The sequence below is a fragment of the Stenotrophomonas sp. STEN056 genome (assembly GCF_056759635.1).
The window spans coordinates 30,158-50,280 of record NZ_JBRRDL010000004.1 but is presented as its reverse complement, the minus strand read 5'-3'; the positions used below and the strand labels follow the sequence as shown (position 1 = coordinate 50,280).

The 20,123-nt window shown below is 65.1% G+C and carries 25 protein-coding genes; 20 read left to right on the top strand and 5 right to left on the bottom strand.

Translation table 11 applies throughout. The features are described 5' to 3' along the window. Positions 1–43: 43 nt before the first annotated feature. Together ACVOLO_RS03505 and ACVOLO_RS03500 are read right to left on the bottom strand one after the other, a co-directional pair. Positions 44–1,030: a sensor domain-containing protein gene (locus ACVOLO_RS03505; protein WP_481568895.1), complete on the bottom strand. Its 987-nt coding sequence runs from the start codon at positions 1,028–1,030 to the stop codon at positions 44–46. Beyond that, positions 1,030–1,392, bottom strand: a complete 363-nt coding sequence (locus tag ACVOLO_RS03500; RefSeq protein ID WP_481568894.1) for a PadR family transcriptional regulator — start codon at positions 1,390–1,392, stop codon at positions 1,030–1,032. Before ACVOLO_RS03500 ends, ACVOLO_RS03505 begins: the two co-directional genes overlap by 1 nt. 153 nt (positions 1,393–1,545) lie before the next feature. On the opposite strand from ACVOLO_RS03500, the gene ACVOLO_RS03495 reads away from it, so the two are divergent. From ACVOLO_RS03495 to ACVOLO_RS03485, 3 genes are all read left to right on the top strand, one after another. Beyond that, on the top strand, positions 1,546–2,466 hold the full coding sequence (locus ACVOLO_RS03495) for a peptidylprolyl isomerase (protein WP_481568893.1): 921 nt from the start codon (positions 1,546–1,548) through the stop codon (positions 2,464–2,466). Positions 2,467–2,696: 230 nt separating this feature from the next. Continuing rightward, positions 2,697–3,089 carry an OsmC family protein gene (locus ACVOLO_RS03490; protein WP_481568892.1) on the top strand — a complete coding sequence of 131 codons (393 nt, stop codon included), beginning with the start codon at positions 2,697–2,699 and terminating at the stop codon, positions 3,087–3,089. A 16-nt stretch (positions 3,090–3,105) separates the two neighbouring features. After that, entirely contained in the window at positions 3,106–3,354 is a 249-nt protein-coding gene (locus ACVOLO_RS03485; protein ID WP_481568891.1) for a hypothetical protein, read from the top strand. 172 nt (positions 3,355–3,526) lie between these two features. Here ACVOLO_RS03485 and ACVOLO_RS03480 read toward each other — a convergent pair whose 3' ends face one another. Beyond that, on the bottom strand, positions 3,527–4,339 hold the full coding sequence (locus tag ACVOLO_RS03480) for a DUF4349 domain-containing protein (protein ID WP_481568890.1): 813 nt from the start codon (positions 4,337–4,339) through the stop codon (positions 3,527–3,529). Between the two features lie 356 nt (positions 4,340–4,695). Here ACVOLO_RS03480 and ACVOLO_RS03475 point away from each other — a divergent pair, with 356 nt between their 5' ends. The 16 genes from ACVOLO_RS03475 (at position 4,696) to ACVOLO_RS03400 (ending at position 15,791) form a co-directional block, all read left to right on the top strand. Further along, complete coding sequence (locus tag ACVOLO_RS03475; RefSeq protein WP_481568889.1) at positions 4,696–6,498, top strand: DUF885 domain-containing protein; 1,803 nt, start codon at positions 4,696–4,698, stop codon at positions 6,496–6,498. Positions 6,499–6,652: 154 nt separating this feature from the next. Further along, positions 6,653–7,144, top strand: a complete 492-nt coding sequence (locus ACVOLO_RS03470; RefSeq protein ID WP_481568888.1) for a hypothetical protein — start codon at positions 6,653–6,655, stop codon at positions 7,142–7,144. 290 nt (positions 7,145–7,434) lie between these two features. Continuing rightward, complete coding sequence (locus tag ACVOLO_RS03465) at positions 7,435–7,866, top strand: hypothetical protein (protein WP_481568887.1); 432 nt, start codon at positions 7,435–7,437, stop codon at positions 7,864–7,866. Between the two features lie 24 nt (positions 7,867–7,890). Beyond that, on the top strand, positions 7,891–8,235 hold the full coding sequence (locus tag ACVOLO_RS03460) for an excalibur calcium-binding domain-containing protein (RefSeq protein WP_481568886.1): 345 nt from the start codon (positions 7,891–7,893) through the stop codon (positions 8,233–8,235). Positions 8,236–8,457: 222 nt separating this feature from the next. Continuing rightward, a complete protein-coding gene (locus ACVOLO_RS03455) occupies positions 8,458–8,712 on the top strand; it encodes a hypothetical protein (RefSeq protein ID WP_481568885.1) in 255 nt (84 codons plus the stop codon). Between the two features lie 118 nt (positions 8,713–8,830). Then, on the top strand, positions 8,831–9,262 hold the full coding sequence (locus ACVOLO_RS03450; protein WP_481568884.1) for a PH domain-containing protein: 432 nt from the start codon (positions 8,831–8,833) through the stop codon (positions 9,260–9,262). Between the two features lie 164 nt (positions 9,263–9,426). Further along, positions 9,427–9,825 (top strand): hypothetical protein, encoded by a 399-nt coding sequence (locus ACVOLO_RS03445; protein ID WP_481568883.1) that lies wholly within the window; start codon positions 9,427–9,429, stop codon positions 9,823–9,825. Positions 9,826–9,871: 46 nt separating this feature from the next. Then, a complete protein-coding gene (locus ACVOLO_RS03440; RefSeq protein ID WP_481568882.1) occupies positions 9,872–10,294 on the top strand; it encodes a GNAT family N-acetyltransferase in 423 nt (140 codons plus the stop codon). A 77-nt stretch (positions 10,295–10,371) separates the two neighbouring features. Next, a complete protein-coding gene (locus ACVOLO_RS03435; RefSeq protein ID WP_481568881.1) occupies positions 10,372–12,603 on the top strand; it encodes a CocE/NonD family hydrolase in 2,232 nt (743 codons plus the stop codon). Between the two features lie 35 nt (positions 12,604–12,638). Then, positions 12,639–13,022 (top strand): hypothetical protein, encoded by a 384-nt coding sequence (locus ACVOLO_RS03430; RefSeq protein WP_481568880.1) that lies wholly within the window; start codon positions 12,639–12,641, stop codon positions 13,020–13,022. A gap of 218 nt (positions 13,023–13,240) precedes the next feature. Next, on the top strand, positions 13,241–13,675 hold the full coding sequence (locus tag ACVOLO_RS03425) for a DoxX family protein (protein WP_481568879.1): 435 nt from the start codon (positions 13,241–13,243) through the stop codon (positions 13,673–13,675). A 77-nt stretch (positions 13,676–13,752) separates the two neighbouring features. Continuing rightward, entirely contained in the window at positions 13,753–14,091 is a 339-nt protein-coding gene (locus ACVOLO_RS03420; RefSeq protein WP_481568878.1) for a tRNA-binding protein, read from the top strand. 47 nt (positions 14,092–14,138) lie between these two features. Next, entirely contained in the window at positions 14,139–14,408 is a 270-nt protein-coding gene (locus ACVOLO_RS03415) for a hypothetical protein (RefSeq protein WP_481568877.1), read from the top strand. A 75-nt stretch (positions 14,409–14,483) separates the two neighbouring features. Further along, positions 14,484–14,936 (top strand): iron chaperone, encoded by a 453-nt coding sequence (locus ACVOLO_RS03410; RefSeq protein WP_481568876.1) that lies wholly within the window; start codon positions 14,484–14,486, stop codon positions 14,934–14,936. Between the two features lie 52 nt (positions 14,937–14,988). After that, on the top strand, positions 14,989–15,492 hold the full coding sequence (locus ACVOLO_RS03405; RefSeq protein WP_481568875.1) for a hypothetical protein: 504 nt from the start codon (positions 14,989–14,991) through the stop codon (positions 15,490–15,492). A gap of 17 nt (positions 15,493–15,509) precedes the next feature. Further along, entirely contained in the window at positions 15,510–15,791 is a 282-nt protein-coding gene (locus ACVOLO_RS03400) for a hypothetical protein (RefSeq protein WP_481568874.1), read from the top strand. A 157-nt stretch (positions 15,792–15,948) separates the two neighbouring features. On the opposite strand, the gene ACVOLO_RS03395 is transcribed toward ACVOLO_RS03400, so the two are convergent. Both ACVOLO_RS03395 and ACVOLO_RS03390 read right to left on the bottom strand, forming a co-directional pair. Next, positions 15,949–17,781, bottom strand: a complete 1,833-nt coding sequence (locus tag ACVOLO_RS03395) for an ABC transporter ATP-binding protein (RefSeq protein WP_481568873.1) — start codon at positions 17,779–17,781, stop codon at positions 15,949–15,951. A gap of 89 nt (positions 17,782–17,870) precedes the next feature. Further along, positions 17,871–19,451 carry a serine hydrolase gene (locus tag ACVOLO_RS03390; protein WP_481568872.1) on the bottom strand — a complete coding sequence of 527 codons (1,581 nt, stop codon included), beginning with the start codon at positions 19,449–19,451 and terminating at the stop codon, positions 17,871–17,873. Positions 19,452–19,558: 107 nt separating this feature from the next. On the opposite strand from ACVOLO_RS03390, the gene ACVOLO_RS03385 reads away from it, so the two are divergent. Further along, the gene (locus ACVOLO_RS03385) at positions 19,559–19,990 is read left to right on the top strand and encodes a VOC family protein (protein WP_481568871.1); all 432 of its coding nucleotides are present in this window, start codon (positions 19,559–19,561) and stop codon (positions 19,988–19,990) included. Positions 19,991–20,123: the final 133 nt, after the last annotated feature.

Sequence of the window (20,123 nt, the reverse complement as noted above, 5' to 3'; positions counted from 1 at the left end):
CGGGGTGCCACTGGCGCCCCGTTTCCTTGCCGCTCCGCGTGGATTACAGCCGCACCAGCAAATGCTTGGCCAGGGCGCCATGCATCCTGCCAATGGCGCGCGCCAGGTGCAGCGTGGCGAACAACAACACCGCCCCCACGGCCACCGACAACGGCCACAACCAGAACGCTCCAGCAACGTTCACGCCGTCGATCCAGATACCCACCGGCTGGTCCACAAAAAAACTGGCCAGCGGTGCGAACATCAGTGCCAACGACAGCGACAGCAGTGTCGTGGCAATGCTGAAGTACACGCTGCCCAGGGGCAGCATCAGCAGGAAATACAGCATCGTCAGCCAGGTGCGGCCATCGGAGAACATGTCACCAATGCGCGCCAGCCAGCCCCGGCTCTTGTCGCTATAGGCAGGACGGCGCGGCATGCGCACGCCCAGCATGGTTTCGATGATGCGGCCTTCCACCAGCGACAGCACCCGCACCGAGCCCAGGAACAGCAGCAGGATCGGGATGCCGACGATCAGGATCAGCAACGACACCGACAGCGACAGCCCGGTCACCACCCAGGTGAAAAAGAACGTGCCGGTCGCCAACGACAGCAGCATGTAGAACAGCGCACCGTAGGTGTGCGGGTCCAGGGCCACACCAAAGAAACGCGCCAGTGCCGAACGCGGTTTGGCCGCTGTCGGCGGTGGCGGCATGGCCGCACTCGCCGAGGTGACCGCGGCGGCCGACGCCACCGCTGCCGGCGTCAGACGCATGCCCGGCGTGCGCAGCGCGCGGTTCACGGTGACTTCGGTTTCGCGGTAGATCTCGGCCACTTCCTCCGGCGCACCGTAGCTGCCGGCCACGCCCGCAATGACCTCGGCCTCGCTCTTGCCGGCCTGCTCGGCCAACTCCGAGCGCAGGTATTCCTCGGCGTCGTACAGCGCGTCCTGGACCATCGCCGAATCGGCACCGGCCAGCGCACCACGCAGCTGCTCCAGGTATTCGGGGATCGTGGTCGGCAGCGCTCTTGGGGTGTTGTCGGTGTTCATCAGATGATTCCCTCCAATACGGATTCCAGCGAATTCCGGGTGGCCGTCCAGGCCGCGATCCACTGCCGCAGCGCGGCGCGGCCGTCGTCATTGATGCGGTAGTAACGCCGCGGCGGCCCCGCCACCGATGGCTCGATATGACTTTCCAGCAGGCCGGCCCCTTCCAGGTTGCGCAGCACCGGATACAACGCGCTCTGCTTGCCGCTGAGTACGCCATCGCCTACCCGCTCCAGCTCCTTGGCAATCAGGTAGCCGTACATCGGCGCTTCGGCCTTGGCCAGCACCGCCAGCAAGGCCAGCGACACCGTGCCGGTGCTCAGCTCCTTCTGGAACTTTCGCAGTTGGGCTTCCAGGTCGTTCATGACATCACTCCTGCAAACCAGCCTGGAGCCAACACTATTGTTGAGTTCGCTATAGCGAATGTGCCGGTAGTCACTCCCACCACCGTCACGACGCTGGCCGCCCGACCTCCGTATCCCGCAGAATCGGCCCACACCCAATCTGGAATGCGCCCGATGACGCTTCGCCCTTCGCTGCTGGCCCTGGCCCTGATGCTGTCCCCGCTGCCGCTGCTGGCCGCTGATGCACCCGCCAAGTACCGCAGCGCGCAGGAGATCATCGACGCCGCGCCTGCCAGCGACTGGCATACGCCGGCGCCGGAGAACACGCTGTACATGAACCTGGAAGGCGGCCGCGTCATCATCGAGCTGGCGCCGGACTTCGCCCCCCAGCACGTCGGCAACATCCGCACGATGGCACGCGAGCACTTCTGGGATGGGCTGAGCATCTACCGCGCGCAGGACAACTTCGTCGTGCAGTTTGGCGACGTGGATGCCGAGGACAGCGCCAAGGCCAAGTCGATGGGCAGCGCCAAACAACATCTGCCCGCCGAGTTCCAGCGCCCAGCCAAGGGCCTGGCGTTCAACGCCCTGCCCGACCGTGACGGTTGGGCCGCCAGCACGGGTTTTGTCGGCGACTTCGCCGTGGGCAGCGATGGTGAACACACGTGGCTGGCGCATTGCTACGGCGCACTCGGTGCCGGCCGCAACAATGATGAAGACAGCAGTGTCGGTGCCGAGTTGTACGTAGTCACCGGCCAGTCGCCACGCCAGCTCGACCGCAACATCACCCTGGTCGGCCGCGTGCTCAAGGGCATGGAACTGCTGAGCAGCATCAAGCGTGGCCCCGAGCCGATGGGCTTCTACGAGAATGCCGCCGAACGCACGCCGATCATCTCCATGCAACTGGCCAGCGAACTGCCGGCCGACCAGCGCTTGGCGCTGCAGGTACTGCGCACCGATTCCAAGACCTTTGCCGATGCGGTGGAAGCACGCCGCAATCGCGTGGATGACTTCTACAAACGCGCGGCCGGCCACATCGACCTGTGCAACATTCCGCTGCCGGTACGCATCGGCAAGCCAACCAGCGGGTCGTAAACGCTGCGCCATAGGCGCTGGCAGACGCATCCCCGGCATCCGGTGATGCATCCGCGCCCCGGCAACCGATCACTTCGCGGTTGCGCCATGCTTGCCTGGCCTACCCGGACCATATGCGTGGGCTAGCTGCAGCGTTCACTTCACGGAACGCTGCAGCCAGCTGGAGCAGACTACCGATGGTCATCAGCAGCCGCTAACGTGACCTCACCTGCCCAACTGGAAGACGCCACATGGCTCACGTCAGCATCACCTCCTCGGCGACGAACTACGCCCATCAGATCAGCAACGGCAAACACAGCCTGGTCGCGGACGAGCCTGCCAGCCTCGGCGGGCAGGACGCAGGCATGGCGCCGTTCGACCTTTATCTGGCGTCACTGGCCTCCTGCACCGCGATTACATTGCGCATGTATGCAGAGAAAAAAGGCTGGGACCTGGGTGAATTCAAGGCCGAGCTGAGCTCCAGCCGCGACGAAGCCGGTAAGCTGCAGGTGCACCGGGTGCTGTCGGCCACCGGCGCACTGACCGATGCGCAATGGGAGCGCCTGCTGGATGTGGTCAGCCGCACTCCGGTCACATTGGTGATGCGCGAAGGCGCAACCATCACCAGCGAACGCCGCAACTGAAGACAGGTAACCGCACATGTATACGATCGTCATCCTCTGGGACAGCGAGAACGCCGAAGTCACGCAATGGGACGAAGCGCCCATGGTCATCACCTGGAAAGACCGCGAGATATCCCTGCGCGCCGGCCCACGTGAGCGCGTGGACGCCAACGGTGCCAGCAGCCAGGTCGCGGTGTACCTGCCCGATGAACTGAACGAGGAAGAATTCCAGGACCTGTTCGCCGCGCATGAAAAGAGCGTGCCGGAGTTGCACCTGCATTCGTGATCGCCGCCGACAGGCGTGGTTTGTGCCGCGAAGCCGGTGCCGGCACGCGTTCTGCAGATGCAATGGGCTGGCGGGATATCAGCCAGCCCCCGGCTTCACCGCTCAAGCCGCACCAGCAAGCGCCGGTGACAGGATGAAAAAACGGCGCCTTGCGGCGCCGTTTTCCTGTCCGTCAGGCGCTGCCCGCGCGGTTCCTGCGACGGCGACGCCACCAGGCCCGGGCACCCCAAAGCAGCAGGCCGCCGATAATCAACAGCGGCAGCACACCGGCAGCAAACCGGATCAAATACGCCAGGCTGGTCGTGAAGATTTCGCCGGACTCTCCCAGTGCGCGGCCAATTTCGCTGCGGTTGCGCTGGCTGCTGGTGGATTCCATGTTGATGGTGACCAACTGCGTGTCGATGCGCCTGTGCTGTTGCGCCGAATCGCGGTTGGCCTGCTCCAGCCCGGCTTCGATCTCCGACAGGCGCTGGGAGATGGTCAACAGATCGGCGACCGTCAGATCACGCCGTTGCTGGTACTCGACCAGGCGTTCGTGTTCGTTCTTCAAACGCGCCTGCGTCAAGCGGGTGTCGGCCACCTGTTGCGCCAGATCCTCGGCCTGGGTGTGGCGCGTGGTCAGCTCCCCCTTGTCACTGGCCAATGCAACCAGTGGCTCCACGCCCTTGGGAGCGATGCGCACCTGCACCGAACCGCTGGGTGTATCACCGGCCTGCTGCGACACGTTGAGTACCGCGCAATCACCGAATTTCGCACTCTGGCAGGCCTCGGTCACCGCCTTCACCCGTGGCGCGATGTCCTGGGCCGGCAACCGCAGCTGCACGGTGTGCTCGTAGGCCAGGTAGGCACCGTCGGGCGACTGCAGTGCCTCGGCCGGAGCCGCCGCCGCATCGGCCGCCATCTCATGTTGGCTGCAGCCGGCCAACAACATCAGCGCGCCCAGTCCCGCACTCAGTACCCAGCCACTTGCCTGCAAACGCTTCATGCTTCGGTGTTCCCTGAAAGGTTGGTGCCGGCCACCCGGCAGCGCGGCAAGCATAGCGACAAGCCTGAATACGAACGCTAAGAAAGTGTGGATGGTGGCGTTGCCAGGCGAACCGGCTGCTGTAGGAGCGCCCTCGGGCGCGAAACCTGCCGATTGAGGGGCGAGACTTCCTTCGCAAGGCCAATGTGCTGTCAGCTTCGGCAGCGATGCTGGCTTCGCGCCCGAGGGCGCTCCTACGCGCGGCAGGGCCTGGGCGTGAACCGCCCGTTTCGGCAAGGTGCGCCCAACCAAAGGCATGTGCGGCGGTACCGCCGTCCGCCTATGCTCGGGGATTCTCCAGAATCCCAGGATTACCGATGCGCAAGCACCTGCTCGCCGCCGCCCTGCTTGCCGGTCTGGCCGGCTGCCAGAGTGGCGAAGCCCCCAACGCCCCCGCCGCCACTGCAGAGCAGGCCGGCCAGAGCCAGGCCGACGCACAGTTCGGCGAGCTGTCGAAGAAGGCGCTGGACACGTGGATGCAGCTGTCCCCGGTTGGCGCCACGCAGATTGGCGACCACCGTTTCGACAGTCAGCTCGATGACCTGAGTGCGGCCGGCCAGCAGAAGAGCCTGGAAGCCAGCAAGGCGCTGCTTGCCGACCTGGAAAAGATCGACGTCAGCAAACTCGGCCGCGAAAACCAGGTGGACGCCGCCATCCTGCGCAACCAGCTGCAGTCGGACATCTGGAATAACGAAACTCTGCAGTCGTGGAAGTGGGACCCGCAGACCTACAACGGCCTGGCCGGCAGTGCCATCTACGGCCTGATGGCGCGTGAATTCGCACCGTTGCCCGAGCGCCTGAAGTCGGCGACCGCGCGCATCGAGCAGATCCCGCAGATCTTCGCTGCCGCCCGCGCCAACCTGGACCCGGCCCGCGTGCCGAAGATCCACGCCGAAACCGTGGCCAAGCAGAACCGCGGCATCCTCAGCCTGGTGGACACCTTCATCGTGCCCAACATCGGCCAGTTGGGAGCTGCCGACCAGGAGCGCCTGAAGACCGCCATCGGTAACCTGACCAAGGCCGTTGAAGAGCAGCAGACGTGGCTGGACAAGACCCTGGTGCCGAACGCCAAGGGTGAGTTCCGCATCGGTGCGGAAAAGTACGACCAGAAGCTGAAGTTCTCGCTCAACTCGTCGCTGTCGCGCGCCGAGATCGGCGAGCGCGCGCGTGCCGAACTGACCCGCGTGCGTGCCGACATGTACGGCATCGCCCAGGTGGTCTTGAAGGACAAGCCGGGCGCACCGGAAATGCCGGCCAACCCCAGCGACGAGCAGCAGCAGAAGGCCATCGAAGCCGCACTTGAGCTGGCCTATGCCGACAAGCCGGCGCGCGACAAGGTCGTCGAAGATGCCAAGACCGCGCTGGACCAGTCCACCGAGTTCGTCCGCAAGCACGACCTGATGACCCTGCCGGATGCGCCGGTGGACATCATCCTGATGCCGGAATTCCAGCGCGGTGTGGCCGTGGCCTATTGCGATTCGCCGGGCCCGCTGGACAAGAACCTGAAGACCTTCTACGCGGTCTCGCCGATTCCGGACGACTGGAACGACAAGCAGGTGGATTCGTTCCTGCGCGAATACAACAGCCGCATGATCCACCTGCTCTCCATCCACGAAGGCACGCCGGGCCATTACCTGGAAGGCTGGCACTCGGGCAAGTTCCCCTCGACGCTGCGTGCGGTGCTGCGCTCGGGTCTGTTTGCCGAAGGCTGGGCCGTGTACACCGAGCGCATGATGCAGGAGCAGGGCTACCTGGATAACGACCCGCTGTTCCACCTGGTGCAGCTGAAGTTCTACCTGCGCACCATTGCCAACGCCATCCTCGACCAGGGCGTGCACGTGGACAACTGGAGCCGCGAGCAGGCCATGCACCTGATGACGCACGACGCCTTCCAGCAGGAAAGCGAAGCCTCGGGCAAGTGGGTCCGCGCCCAGCTCACCTCGGCGCAGCTACCGACCTACTTCGTCGGTGCGCAGGAGCACTTTGACAGCCGCAAGGCCGTGGAAGAAAAGCAGGGTGCCAACTTCAACCTGAAGGCCTACCACGACCAGATGCTGTCCTACGGCGCACCGCCGGTGCGTTTCGCACGCCAGCTGATGCTGGACCAGCCGATCGAGTAATGCTCGGCCGCGTTGATGATTGACCACAAAAGCCCGGGATTTCCCGGGCTTTTGTTTCTGCGCCACTGGCCTATCATCCATGCTCCGTACTCCCGGCTGATGGCAACATCCGGCCACAAGGCACTTCCCGGCAACTCACCCAAGGACGGTAGAGATGGACGCATCACATGCAGCCCTGCGCTCGCGCATCAGCGCGATGGACACCACCGCGTTGATGCGGATGTGGGGCGAGCAATCGCTTGAATCGTGGGCAGAAACCGTATTGCAGGAAGAACTGCAGACGCGCGGTATCGACGAAGCGGCCCTGCAGCAGGCCAGCAAGCTAAGACTGGCACCGGCGCTGCCGAAGCCGCTTTCGATCAGGGACACCTTCATGCTGCATGGCGCGCTGGGCAACTTCGGCTGCGGCATATTCGGCACCGCGTTGTACACGATGCTGGTCGGCAACACCGGGCCGCGGATCGCCCTCATCGCCCCGCTTGTCTGCCTTGGCGTTTACCAGGCCATCCTGATGCGCCGGCTGCTGGCGCACAACAAGCAGCCCGTCACCGGCGGCGACGGCTTTCTGCTGGCAATGCTCTGGTTCGGGACTGTCTCCACCAGCTTGATCCTGTTGGTTGCAGCGGCCGCACTCGCATTCGGCTGAGTACCGTCTCGGCCGGCGCTCAAAGCGCCCTGGAGATCAGCGGCGGCGCCGCGCTCTCCAGCCCGAACTCTCCCCCAATCAACGCGGCTCTTGTACGCTGGGCGCCTCGCTCGCGCTGACACGCAGCGCAACGCAGGCCGGGGAACGTGGGGAATCAGGCAATTGCCTTGTGGCCGGGGGCAAGCATCACGTTGGCAGATGCCTGCCGATGGCGCGGCTTCGGGCATCTACGGCCAGGCTGGCACACGCAATTGAAGTGACTCGAAGTACCGCACACAAGGAGATGGGACATGCGTTCATGGGTGATTCTTCTGCTCGTCCTGGGTTTGGCTGGCGGCTACAACTGGTGGAGCAAGCGCGGGCCATCCAACCCGGTCGCAACCAGCGTCAGCGGCAGCAGCGACGGTTTTGTTCCGGTGGAAATGCCCGGCGGCACGCCGCGCAATACCGTGCTGGTCCTGGCGCCACCCAACTGCCCTTCCGAACAGGCACAGCGCGCCGAAGCACTCATCCAGGCGCTGAAAGACCAGGGCATTCCGGTGACACGGGGCAGCTCCATTTCCTTCGACCTGATGAACCCCAGCGCTGAACAGCGCGCTGCGGTGGATCGCACGGTGGAAGTCTTCAAGCAGGGCGCCCCTGCGGTGTTCGTCAACGGCATGGGCATGTCCAACCCCAGCTTCGCGCAGGTTGCCGCCGTCTACGAGAAGACGCGGCGCTAGACCCGTTCCTGCAGGGAGAGCCCAATGCGCAATGCGCCCGCCGCACTTCTGTTCTTCCTTGCCTGCAGCACGATCAATGCCGCAGCGCACGCGCATTCGGGCGGATTGAACAAGGACGGCTGCCACACCAACCGCAGCACCGGCCACTACCACTGCCACCGTGGCACACCATCACCGGCGGTGCGCAGCAGCTTCAATGCAGCGCCGGCGCCGACACGCCCGGCCAGTGGCGACCGCATGTTCGCCAATTGCAGCGAGGCCCGCGCAGCCGGTGCAGCGCCTGTCCGCCGCGGCGATCCGGGCTATGGCAGCCACCTGGATCGCGACAATGACGGCATCGGCTGCGAGCCATATCGCCGGGCACCGTAGCCGCGGCTAGAACCCCGGCATGGATGACCCGCACCGAATGTCCGGAGTTCATCGCAGCCTGTTCCTGCGTGCCGCCCTGCCGGTGTGGCATGATCAGCCGGCATTGCGCAGTACGAACCGAGCGGCTTCGGCACAGGATTCGCTACACCGCCAGAGCTCGCCCAACCTTCTTACAGGCCGCTGGCGCTGCGTCGCCCGGCTGAGCCCGGGCGTCAGGCACTCATGCAATGGATCGATGATCTTGAGAAGGAAGCCTGGAACGATGTGATCGAGGAGCTGGTCTGGCACCTGCGCAACGGGCGCGTGCCAACCATCATCGCCGGCCAGTCCACGCCCGAACGCGGCGTGGAATTCCTGTTCCAGGACCTGCCCGCCGTGTTCCTGCCACTGGCCGACCCGGCCCGCTGGAAGGAGGCCGTGCAGATCATCGAACGCTTCCCGCAACTGGACGCAACCCGCCTGCGCAGCAGCGTTTGAGCTTAATCCCACATACTTCCCGCAGGCCGGCATTGCGGCCTGTTGCGGTGGCCTGCGCGCTGTCTACAATTCCGCCTCCATTGCACGACAACGCACCATTACAGGGGACGGCTTCACCATGGAAACCAATGCAATCCTGGCCTGGACGCTGGTATCGGAGTGCCCGATTCCGCAGGACGTCAACGCGATACTGGTGCCGGGCGAGACCGCCGTGGCGGCCTACAAGACCTTCCGCGACTCGGCGGTGTTCACCAACAAGCGGCTGATCGTGCGCGATGCGCAGGGCATCACCGGCAAGAAGGTGGAGATCTACTCCCTGCCCTATTCGTCCATCTACATGTGGTCCTCGGAGAACGGCCACGGCCTGTTCAACTTCAACTCCGAGATCGAGCTCTGGACCAAGGCCGGCCACATCAAGGTCAACCTCAACAAGGGGCTGGACGTGCGCCGCCTGGACAACCTTATCGCCCAGGCCGTGCTGGGCAGCCCCGTGTCGCCGGCCGCCAGCACCGCGCACGCGGCGCCCGGCAACCCGCCGCCGTTGCCGTAACCGGGCCAACGCATCCCTTCTCCGGAAGGGATGCATCACGCCACACAGGGCAGGCCGTACAGTATCGACAGAAGCATTGCCGCCCACTGCAACCGGAACTCCTCTGTCCTGCGCCGTTCCGGGCCAATGCATCACCAAGCGACACCTGGAACCCGGACGCCCCCATGACAAACCAACGCGCGCACTACCTTCAGCTGGCCCATTCCGTACTCGACTGGAACCGCCGGCATCTCAACCGCGATTCCGTGCTGACCGAAGCACTGATCGGTGAGTGCTTCGCCGGGCAGTTCATCGTCGAACCCAATGGCCGCCGCTACCAAGCCAACCCTGCCAATTACCTGGAATTCCTCAACGGCATGAAAGCCGGCATGCAAGGTATCGACTACGAGGTTGACCATGCGCTGGTCGATGGCGCGTCGGTGGCCTTCTCAATGCGCGCGAAGATCGCCCATCACGACGGCAGGTGCGAGTTGTTCCGCGCGATGCTGCTGATGCACTTTGACGAGGCGGGCAAGGTCACGCTGTGGCATGAGGTGTACGTGCCGCTGGCAACACCGGCTTGAGCCTCCGCGTCTTCAGCGTTCCCACTCCCATGCAGGCTGATCTCCGATGAGCGAATCCGGCTTCACGGTTCTTCACCAAACCCCTTCCATCGAAACCTATCGGCACTTGCGCCAGGCGGCCGGGCTCAGCCCCAAGACGCTGGAAGCCGCCACCCGCGGCCTGCCCAACACGCTGTTTGCCGTACAGCTGCTGCACGGTGAGCAGAGTGTGGCGATGGGGCGGGTGATCGGCGATGGCGGCACGTTCTACCAGGTCGTCGATATTGCCGTGCTGCCGGAGTACCAGGGGCAGGGGCTGGGCAAGCAGGTCATGGGCGAAATCGCCGCCTACATCGCGCGCGAAGTACCCGCATCGGCCTATGTCAGCCTGCTCGCCGACGGCGAGGCCTACCGGCTGTACCAGCAGTACGGCTTTGCGCTCACCGCACCGGCCAGCGTCGGCATGGCGCTGAAGAAGACCGCTGCCTGAGCGGAGCCACCCTTCACACGCCGCACCCAGAGCACGCCACCGCGATCACACGCCCCACCCACTCCACCAGGCTGCCTATGAAGACGTTCATGCTGTTGGTGTTGCTGATGTTTTCCTTGCCCGCAACTGCCGCGCCGTTGCATCTGCCGCTGCCGATACAGGCCGACAACGCCGACAAGGCCATACCTGCGCTCGCCCGGGAGTTGATCGCCGATTTCCGTGACCCGGACGAGCAACGTCATCTGGGCACGCTGTTCCGCCTGCAGATGGCCGCTGGCCAGTACCGCCAGGCGCTGCAGAGCATCCATGCATTGCGTGCGCTGCGCGGCGATGACCCGTCGCAGCCACCGCTGTTCCTGCAGTACGAAATCCACGCCCTGGCAACAATGCGCCAGGCAGAGCGCCGCGAGCCCTACGCGCAGGCATGGCCGGCGGTATTCGCCGAGCGCTTCGCAGCGCTGCAGGACAAGACCGCCTTTCAGGCCGAGTATTCCTTCGGCAGCCATCTGCCGCGCCTGCGTGGCGACTTCGATGCCGCCATCGCCAGCGTTGCCGGCAAGCACGCGCTATCGCAGACCGAAGCCCTTGAGCTGGTCCGCACCTGGCAGGTGGTTTCGGCCTACAGCGCCTTCCTGCCGTTGTTCAACGACGCACTGGCCAAGGACGATGCACGCCGCTACCTGATCGACCGCGACGCGCTGGTGCGCACCAGCGATGGCGCAAGCATTGCCGCCTTGGTCGTGCGGCCGCGCACCGGCGTCGCCTTGCCGGCACTGTTCACCTTCACCATCTACGCCAACGACGACTGGGCGTGGCTGGATGCCAAGAAGGTCGCCGCCCATGGCTATGCCGGCGTGGTCGGCTACAGCCGCGGCAAGGGCCGCAGCCCCGATGCCATCGTGCCATTCGTGCATGACGGTGAAGACGCGGCACAGGTGATCTCGTGGATCGCCGCGCAGCCGTGGAGCGACGGGCGGGTTGGCATGTACGGCGGCAGCTACAGCGGCTTCACCCAATGGGCCGCGCTGAAGCACCGGCCTGCGGCGCTGAAGGCCATTGCCACCTCGGCCACGGCCGCCCCCGGTATCGACGTGCCGATGGAAGGCAACGTATTCCTGAATTTCATGTACGCCTGGCCGGCGTATACGGCGAGCAACCGCGCGCTCGACGATGCCAACTACGGCGACCGCGAACGCTGGAACGCGCTCGACCGCAACAGCTACGCCAGCGGCCGCGCCTACCGCGACCTGCCCGCCATCGACGGCACGCCGAACCCTATCTTCAGCCGCTGGTTGCAACACCCGGCCTATGACAGCTACTGGCAGGCCATGACTCCACAAGGGGACGAATTCGCCGCGATCGATATCCCGGTACTCGCCACCACCGGCTATTTCGACGGCGCACAGATCGGCGCCCTGCACTACTTCCGCGAGCATCTGCGGCACCGGCCCGATGCCGACCACACCTTGTTGATTGGCCCGTTCGAGCACTTCTCGATGCAGACCGGCGTGGCGCCGGTGGTACAGGGTTACGCCACCGATCCGTCCGCACGCATCGACCTGCAGGCCCTGCGCCTGTCCTGGTTCGACCATGTGTTCAAGGGCGCAGCGAAGCCCCCGGTGCTGGCCGACCGCGTCAACTGGCAGGTGATGGGCGCCGATACCTGGCGCCATGCACACACGCTGGAGGCCATGCCCACGCAACGACGCAAGCTCTATCTGGTGCCGGGCACGGCAGAGGGCCCCCAGCAACTGTCCGAACACCCCCGCCCTGAGCTGTCGGTGAAACAACGCGTGGACTTCACCGACCGCAGTGATGCGGCCACGCCACTGCCCAGCCAGTCGGTGAACCTGCAACTGGATCCACGTGCAGGGCTGCTGTTCGTCAGCGCACCGATGCCGGCCGATACCGAGCTGGCCGGGGATTTCAGCGGCATGCTGGATTTCCGCATCAACAAACAGGATGTGGACATCGCCATTGCCGTGTACGAACGCAATGCCGAAGGCCAATACCTCGACCTGGGCTGGTGGCTGCAGCGCGCCAGCTACAACGCCGACCGCCGCCAGCGCCGGCTGTTGCAGCCGGGGGTAGCGCAACAGCTGCAGGTGAAAGACACGCGCCTGCTGGGGCGGCGCATGCCTGCTGGCAGCCGCTTGGTGGTGTCGCTGGGTGTGGTCAAGCAACCGGACCGCCAGCTCAACCTCGGCAGCGGCAAGGAACCCGCCGACGAAACCCTCGCCGACGCCGGCGCGCCGCTGGAAATCGAATGGCGCGGCAGCAGCTTTCTGGAGTTTGGCCTGCGCATGTAAGCTGCCGTACCCGCAGCAACGCCCCGGAACCATCGATGCGCAGGCAGTACCACTTCAGGAATTCCAGCGAAGGCCTGCTGGCCTGGGACGTGCACCGGCTGGTCGCACTTGCACGTGACCTTCCGGTCGAGCAGGTTCCGCTTGCCGCCATTGCCGAGCTGGACATGCCCTACTGGTACGACAGCGAAGGCGACGTGCCGACCTGCCGCTCCATCGCCGGCCATATGCAGCTGGTGGCCGCCACCGACCTGGCCTTTCCCGTCATCCTCTGCCCACGGGGAAAGGTGATGGATGGCATGCACCGCATCGTCAAGGCCTTGCTTGCCGGCCAGGAATCCGTGTCTGCGTATCGGTTGCGTGAGCTACCCGCCCCGGATCACGTCGGCGTTGATCCGGACGACCTGCCCTACGACGACTGACGTCGTCGCGCATCAGCGCCGGGTGGGCAGCCTTGCGTCATCAGGGCGCATTGCATTCCGTGCCGGGCAGCGATCTGCCTTCCGATGACCGACCGCCTTGACCTCAACTTAAGTTGAGGTCTTATCGTGCCCGCGCCGCCACTGGCAAGCGCTCTGCCCTCTCCCTGCTTGCCGTGTGCGGCGTCTTCACTCTCATCCCGCGCCACGGAGGTTCCTGCATGCGTCACCTGATCGACAACGCCCTGGACAGCAATGGGTTGTGGCTGCTCGCCCGCATCCTGCTGGCGGTCGTGTTTCTTTCCTCCGGGCTGGCCAAGCTTTTCGATTTCCAGGGCAGCCTCGCCGAAATGCGGGCTGCCGGCCTGCATCCGGACTGGCTGTTCAACATCGCCACCGCACTCACCCTGCTGATGGGTTCAGTGCTACTGCTGCTGGACCGCGCCCTGTGGCTGGGCGCCGGTGCGTTGTCGGTGTTCCTGCTGCTGACCATCCTCATCGTCCATCGCTTCTGGGCGTTGCCTGATGCGCAGGCGAAAGCTGCGATGTTCTGGGCACTGGAGCACACCAGCCTGATCGGCGGGTTGATCGCTGCCGCCATCGCCAGCCACTGGCGTCAGCGCCAGCACGCGCGGCATGCGTTGACGCACCGCTGAGCACGTCCGCTTCTGCACCGGCTTGACCTGCGCGGCGTGCAACGGTATTCAACGGCATCCCTGAGCGAGCACTGCCCATGCAAACCATCGATTGGAATGACTTCAGCAAAGTGGAACTGCGCGTCGGTCGCATCGTCGCCGCAGAACCCTTTGCACAGGCCCGCAAGCCGGCTTACATCCTGCAGGTGGATTTCGGCCCGGAGCTGGGCATGCGCAAGTCCAGTGCGCAGATCACCGCCTTGTACACGCCCGAACAACTGGTGGGCCGGCAGGTGGTGGCCGTGGTGAACTTCCCGCCCAAGCAGATCGGCCCGATCATGTCCGAATGCCTGGTCACCGGCTTCCACAACAGCGACGGGCACGTCACGCTGTGCATGCCCGAGCATGACGTCCCACTCGGCACCCGCCTGCTGTAGGGTTTGCCGCCAGCCGCACGCACGCATTGACCGCCTGGACTACCGCCGTGAACGACTCCGTATTGAGCGAGATCCGCGACCTGTTGGCCGAGCAGAACCGGCTGATGGCACACATCGTGGCGATGAACGAGAAATCGATGGCCCAGTCCAGCGCGGCCTTCGAACACCACCAGCGCATGGCGCTGCAGGCCCAGGCACAGGTTGATGGCAGCCGGCGCGAGCTGCGCCGGGTGATGCTGGCGGTGCTGGCCTGCGCCGCTGCCATCGCCGCTGCGGCCTGGTACCAGCTGCGCGGGTTTGGCGGCCTGTTCGGTTGAAGCCGCCGGCTTTACACATGGCCCGAAGCGGCGCGGTATAACGCTGGCTCTCCAACACCATGTGCAGGGACCGTCATGCCCAAGTCCGATGGATTCACCGCCGAAGAACGCGCCGCCATGAAGGAGCGCGCCCGCGAGCTGAAAGCCGAAGCCAAGGCCGGCAAGCTCAAGGCCGAAGGCGAAGCCGACATCATGGACAAGATCGGCCAGATGCCCGCGGCCGAAGCGCAGATGGCACGTCGCCTGCACGAGATCATCAGCGCCACCGCACCGGCGCTGTCACCCAAGACCTGGTACGGCATGCCCGCGTATGCGAACAAGGACGGCAAGGTGGTGGTGTTCTTCCAGGGTGCCAGCAAGTTCGGTGCGCGCTATTCCACGCTCGGCTTCAACGACAGCGCCGCGCTGGATGACGGTGACATGTGGCCCACCGTGTTCGCGCTCACCGCGCTGACGTCCGAGGTCGAAAAGAAGATCACCGCGCAGGTGAAAAAGGCCACGCGCGTCATCAGCCCCGGCAAGCAATAGCCACGGCACAGGGTGCCCGGCTATCTTGTCCTGCCACGCAATGATGGAACGTATGTCTTTCTGGACCTGGTTGTTCCCCCGCACGCCTGCCGTGTTCCCCAGCCCCTTGCTACGCGAACAGGCCGTGCAGAACCTGCGCGCGGCCACCGCACGCGGCAATATCACCGCCACCGGCAGCATCGGCGGTTCGGTGCGGGAAACGCAGGTAAACCTGTATCACCGCAGTGTGGCGCGCAATTCGTTCAAGCCGCATTTCCGGGGCCATTTCGTGGACACCGCGCGGGGCTGTGAGCTGCGTGGCCGCTTCGCGCTGCCCGCCTTCGTCCATGCCTTCATGCTGTTCTGGCTGGGCTTCTGCGTGCTGTGGACGGTGGTCAGCGCCATACAGTTCGGTCGGCTGGACCTGTTGCTGGTCCCCGTCGCCCTGCCCGGCCTGGTGATGGCGGCTTTCGGCATTGGCCTGGTGCGGCTTGGGCAACACCTGTCCGCCACCGACCCTGCCACTTTGTCGCGTGTCATCCGCCAGGCGCTGCAGTCGGCACCCACCGGGCAATGACATCACACGGGACCAACATGCCTGCCCATGACCCATTGGTGGAACTGCAACGCCTGCAGACCGAGACGATGCAGCAACTGGAGCGCATCGCCGAGGACATCGAGGTCGGCCGTGTTCCGGCTGAAGAAGGTGCGCAACGCGCCCGCGCCCTGGTGGCTGCCAGCGATGCACGCCGCAGCGCGCTGTTTGCCGCAGGGGCTGCCGCGGCAGACCGTCGCACACGCCGTGCCTGGCTGATGGCATTGGCGGTCGTGGTGGCCGGCGCCGTCGCGGTACTTGGCCGGGTACTGCTCGGCTAGCCCTTGGCTGCACCCATGCCTTCACCCCTCTCCCGCGTTGCGGGAGAGGGGCTCGCAATGCGTCGGCGTGTCGTGCACTTGCCCCCTCTCCCACAACGCGGGAGAAGGGTTGGATGAAGGCAACGTTCGCAAAAGTGGCATGGATGCTGCGCTGGCATCACGCATCGGCCGCCACGAACCCTCCGGTCTGGCGCGCCCACAGCCGTGCATACAGACCACCGGCGGCAATCAGTTCGGCATGCGTGCCGGTCTCCACGATCCTGCCCTGGTCCATCACCACCAGCCGGTCCATCCGCGCAATGGTCGAAAGCCGGTGTGCGATCGCAATCACCGTCTTGTTGCCCATCAACTCGTCCAGGCTGTCCTGGATGGCGGCCTCCACTTCCGAATCCAGCGCCGAGGTTGCTTCATCCAGAATCAGGATCGGCGCGTCCTTGAGCAGCACCCTCGCAATGGCGATGCGCTGACGCTGGCCTCCGGACAGCTTCACGCCGCGCTCGCCCACATGCGCGTCATAGCCCTGCCGGCCCTGCCCGTCCACGAGTGAGTCGATGAAGCCTTCGGCACGCGCCTTGGCCACGGCCGCGCGCAATTGCTCGTCGCTGGCGTCCGGGCGCCCGTAGAGCAGGTTGTCGCGGATGGAGCGGTGCAGCAGCGAGGTGTCCTGCGTCACCACGCCTATCTGCGCGCGCAGGCTGTCCTGGGTGACGCGGGCAATGTCCTGGCCATCGATCAGGATGCGGCCACTTTCCAGGTCGTACAGCCGCAGCAACACGTTGACCAGGGTGGACTTGCCGGCACCGGACGGCCCGACCAGGCCGATTTTCTCGCCCGGCTTCACTGCCAGGTCCAAACCGGCCATCACCCCACCGTGCTTGCCGTAGTGGAAGTGCACGTTCTGGAAATCCACCGCACCGGCGCTCACCTGCAGCGGCACGGCATCGGCGCTGTCCTGCACGGCGATCGGCTGGGCGATGGTTTCCATGCCGTCCTGCACCGTGCCGATGTCCTCGAAGATGCCGTTGATGGTCCACATGATCCAGCCGGACATGTTGTGGATGCGGATCACCAGGCCGGTCGCCAGGGTAATGGCGCCCACGCTGATCAGGCTGTCGTTCCACAGCCACAACGCCAAGCCGCAGGTACCCACGATCAGGAAGCCGTTGAGCACGGCGATCACCATTTCCAGCCCGGTGGTGATGCGGGTCTGCGCGCGGTGCTTCTCTGCCAGTTCCTGGATGGCCTGGGCAACATAGCGCTGCTCATGGCCGCTGTGCGCGAACAGCTTGAGCGTGGCGATGTTGGTGTAACCGTCAACAATGCGCCCCATCGCCCTGGAACGGGCATCGGAGGCGATCCATGCGCGGTGCTTCATGCGCGGCACGAAGTACACGCCAATGCCGACGTAAGCCACCAGCCACACCGCCAGTGGCAACATCAAGCGCCAGTCCGCCTGTGCGAACAGGTACAGCGCGGTGCCGGTGTAGACCACGATGTACCAGAGCGAATCCACCATCTGCACCGCCGATTCGCGCAGCGAGGTGCCGGTCTGCATCACCCGGTTGGCGACGCTGCCGGCAAAGTCGTTCTGGAAGAAGGTCAGGCTCTGCCGCACCACGTAGTTGTGCATCAGCCAGCGCGAGCGGTTGCTCAGGCCCGGCACGATGGACTGGTTGACCAGCAGGTTGTGCAGGGCCACCAGCAACGGCCGCGCCAGCAGGGTGATGCCGGCCATCCACAGCAGCTCATTGGCGTGCCGCTGGAAGAAACCCGCGCCCGGGTTATCGGACAGCATGTCCACGATGCGACCGAGGAAGTCGAACATCGCCACTTCCACCAGTGCCAGCAGCAGGCCGGCGACCAGCGTGGCCAGCAGCACCGGCCACACCGGGCGCAGGTAATGCAGGTAGAAACGGACCACGCCGCGCGGCGGCATGCGCGCATCGACCGGCGGGAACACGGGGATCAACGACTCGAACCAACGCAGCATTGCAATGGCCTGCAGAAACAGTACAGGCCGCGATTGTCCCATCGCGGCCTGTGTTGTGTCTGTCTAGGAACCGGGGTACTTCCCGGGATTCACTTCCCCACGGGCGTCAACAACAGATCCTGGAAGTCGAAGCTGAAATCGGTCAATGACGACACCGCCTGCATCCGCACGTCACGCACTTTGCCATCCGGGTCCAGGCTGAAATTGACGAAGGCGTCGGCGTTGAGCGAGCGGTTGTCCCAGCGCACGATGAAGGTGTCGTGCTGCCAATGCTCCATCGTGCCAACCAGGTCCGCGGTGGCGCCAAAGCGCAGCCGCAGCGTGTTGCCCTTCTGTTCGATGAAGACATCGCCGTACCACGGATCGCGGTACGCACCGGCATAGCCGGCCAGGCGCAGCGAGGGCTTGGACTTGGCATCACGCGCGGCCTGATGCTTGGCCCAGCCTTCGTCCGCATTGCTCTGTGCCTTGGCCACGCCGGCGGCATACGCGGCCACCCAGTCGTTGCCCTGCGCACCCAACATGGCATCCAGCACGCTCATGGTGATGGCGTTGAAGGCCGCGCCGGCTTCCTGGTTGGTCAGCACCACCACGCCCAGGTTCTGGCCCGGCACCAGGGTCAGCCGCGACACCTGCCCCGGCCAGCCGCCGGTGTGCCACACCAGTTTTTGACCACGGTAGTCACTCAGGCTCCAGCCCTCGCCATACCCGGCGAAATTGGGCCGTGCGGCTTCCAGCTCCGGCACCGATGGCTTGGGCACCACCTGCGGGATCTGCATCTGCCACATCTGCTGCTGGGTCTTTTCGGTGAACAGCGGCGTGCCGTCGGCGAGCTTGCCTTCGGCCAACTGCACGTTCATCCACTTGGCCAGGTCGTGCACGCTGGAATAAATGCCGCCGGCACCGGCGTTGTTGGACCAGGTCAGCGGCGGCACCGGGCGCAGATCGGTGAAGTCGAACTTGGCGTGGCCCACTGCAGCCTTGTCGCCGGGCTTCAGGTGATCGGCGTTGTAGCGCGTATCGGCCATGCCGACCTTGTCGAAGATGCGCTGCTGCAGGAAGTCAGCAAACGACTGCCCGGACACCTTCTCGATCACCTGCTGGGCAACCGCGTACAGGATGTTGTCGTAGGCATAGCGGTCGCGGAAGCCGTTCTTCAACGGCACCTGCGCCAGCCGCGCCACCACGTCGGCATTGCTGTAGGTGGTGGTCGGCCAGAACAGCAGGTCACCGGCGCCCAGGCTCAGGCCACTGCGGTGCGAGAGCAGGTCGCGGATGCGCATCTCGCCGGTGACATAGGGGTCGGACATGCGGAACGACGGCAGGTGGTCGATCACCCGGTCGTCCATCTTCAGCTTGCCGTCTTCGGCCAGCAGGTTCAGCGAGGTCGCAGTGAAGGCCTTGGTATTGGAGGCAATGGCAAACAGCGTGTCGGCCTGCACCGGCTCGGGCTTGCCCAGTTCACGCACGCCCCAGCCGCGCTCCAGCACCACCTTGCCGTCCTTGACCACGGCGACGGCTACACCGGGCACGTCGAACTGCTGCCGTACCCGCTCAACCGTGGCATCCAACTGCTGCAATTCCACCGGCACGCTGGCCTCCTGTGCGCTGGCCATTGGTGCCACCACGCCCATCGCGAGCAACAGCCCGCCCCCAAACCACTTGTTCAATACGTTCTCCCGTTGGATCGATGCCGCCCATGCCCGGGCCGGTCTTCTCGCGATGGTAACGCGGCCGCGCCCACCCTCGCCTCCTGCGCACCTGCCGGAGCACCGCCATGGATCTTGCCGCATCTACCACCGCCACCATCATCCCCTGCCTGCGCTACCGCGATGCGCCCGCGGCCATCGACTGGTTGTGCCGCGCGTTCGGCTTCCAGCGGCATGCGGTGTACCAGGACGGCGACACCGTTCACCACGCGCAGCTGACATTCGGCAACGGCATGTTGATGCTCAGCTCGGTGCAGCCGGGCGAATGGGGCAACAACATGATCCAGCCCGACGAAGTGGGCGGCCTGGAGACACAGAGCGCCTGCGTGATCGTCAGTGACGCCGACGCACATTACGCCCAGGCCCAGGCCGCCGGTGCGGAAATCATCATGGCCATCGCCGACCAGGACTACGGCGGCCGTGGCTATGCCTGCCGCGATGTCGAAGGCCACCTGTGGTGGTTTGGCACGTACGATCCCTGGGCCCCGGCAGCCATGTAGTGCCGAGCCATGCTCGGCAGGGCCTTCGCCCCCTGCATGCTGCAGACACCCTCTCGAACGCCGCTGCCGAGCATGGCTCGGCACTACGGTTGTTCGGCGTGGCGCGTGCAGTTGGTTACATTGCCAACTTCGC

Coding starts and splice junctions, on each gene's coding strand:
- ACVOLO_RS03395 (WP_481568873.1), bottom strand. CDS start 17,781: ATGCTGCGTTGGTTCGAGTCGTTGATCCCCGTGTTCCCGCCGGTCGAT.
- ACVOLO_RS03400 (WP_481568874.1), top strand. CDS start 15,510: ATGCCTGCCCATGACCCATTGGTGGAACTGCAACGCCTGCAGACCGAG.
- ACVOLO_RS03445 (WP_481568883.1), top strand. CDS start 9,427: ATGACAAACCAACGCGCGCACTACCTTCAGCTGGCCCATTCCGTACTC.
- ACVOLO_RS03420 (WP_481568878.1), top strand. CDS start 13,753: ATGCAAACCATCGATTGGAATGACTTCAGCAAAGTGGAACTGCGCGTC.
- ACVOLO_RS03385 (WP_481568871.1), top strand. CDS start 19,559: ATGGATCTTGCCGCATCTACCACCGCCACCATCATCCCCTGCCTGCGC.
- ACVOLO_RS03470 (WP_481568888.1), top strand. CDS start 6,653: ATGGACGCATCACATGCAGCCCTGCGCTCGCGCATCAGCGCGATGGAC.
- ACVOLO_RS03475 (WP_481568889.1), top strand. CDS start 4,696: ATGCGCAAGCACCTGCTCGCCGCCGCCCTGCTTGCCGGTCTGGCCGGC.
- ACVOLO_RS03505 (WP_481568895.1), bottom strand. CDS start 1,030: ATGAACACCGACAACACCCCAAGAGCGCTGCCGACCACGATCCCCGAA.
- ACVOLO_RS03490 (WP_481568892.1), top strand. CDS start 2,697: ATGGCTCACGTCAGCATCACCTCCTCGGCGACGAACTACGCCCATCAG.
- ACVOLO_RS03465 (WP_481568887.1), top strand. CDS start 7,435: ATGCGTTCATGGGTGATTCTTCTGCTCGTCCTGGGTTTGGCTGGCGGC.
- ACVOLO_RS03450 (WP_481568884.1), top strand. CDS start 8,831: ATGGAAACCAATGCAATCCTGGCCTGGACGCTGGTATCGGAGTGCCCG.
- ACVOLO_RS03440 (WP_481568882.1), top strand. CDS start 9,872: ATGAGCGAATCCGGCTTCACGGTTCTTCACCAAACCCCTTCCATCGAA.
- ACVOLO_RS03460 (WP_481568886.1), top strand. CDS start 7,891: ATGCGCAATGCGCCCGCCGCACTTCTGTTCTTCCTTGCCTGCAGCACG.
- ACVOLO_RS03455 (WP_481568885.1), top strand. CDS start 8,458: ATGCAATGGATCGATGATCTTGAGAAGGAAGCCTGGAACGATGTGATC.
- ACVOLO_RS03485 (WP_481568891.1), top strand. CDS start 3,106: ATGTATACGATCGTCATCCTCTGGGACAGCGAGAACGCCGAAGTCACG.
- ACVOLO_RS03405 (WP_481568875.1), top strand. CDS start 14,989: ATGTCTTTCTGGACCTGGTTGTTCCCCCGCACGCCTGCCGTGTTCCCC.
- ACVOLO_RS03495 (WP_481568893.1), top strand. CDS start 1,546: ATGACGCTTCGCCCTTCGCTGCTGGCCCTGGCCCTGATGCTGTCCCCG.
- ACVOLO_RS03500 (WP_481568894.1), bottom strand. CDS start 1,392: ATGAACGACCTGGAAGCCCAACTGCGAAAGTTCCAGAAGGAGCTGAGC.
- ACVOLO_RS03435 (WP_481568881.1), top strand. CDS start 10,372: ATGAAGACGTTCATGCTGTTGGTGTTGCTGATGTTTTCCTTGCCCGCA.
- ACVOLO_RS03425 (WP_481568879.1), top strand. CDS start 13,241: ATGCGTCACCTGATCGACAACGCCCTGGACAGCAATGGGTTGTGGCTG.
- ACVOLO_RS03410 (WP_481568876.1), top strand. CDS start 14,484: ATGCCCAAGTCCGATGGATTCACCGCCGAAGAACGCGCCGCCATGAAG.
- ACVOLO_RS03480 (WP_481568890.1), bottom strand. CDS start 4,339: ATGAAGCGTTTGCAGGCAAGTGGCTGGGTACTGAGTGCGGGACTGGGC.
- ACVOLO_RS03430 (WP_481568880.1), top strand. CDS start 12,639: ATGCGCAGGCAGTACCACTTCAGGAATTCCAGCGAAGGCCTGCTGGCC.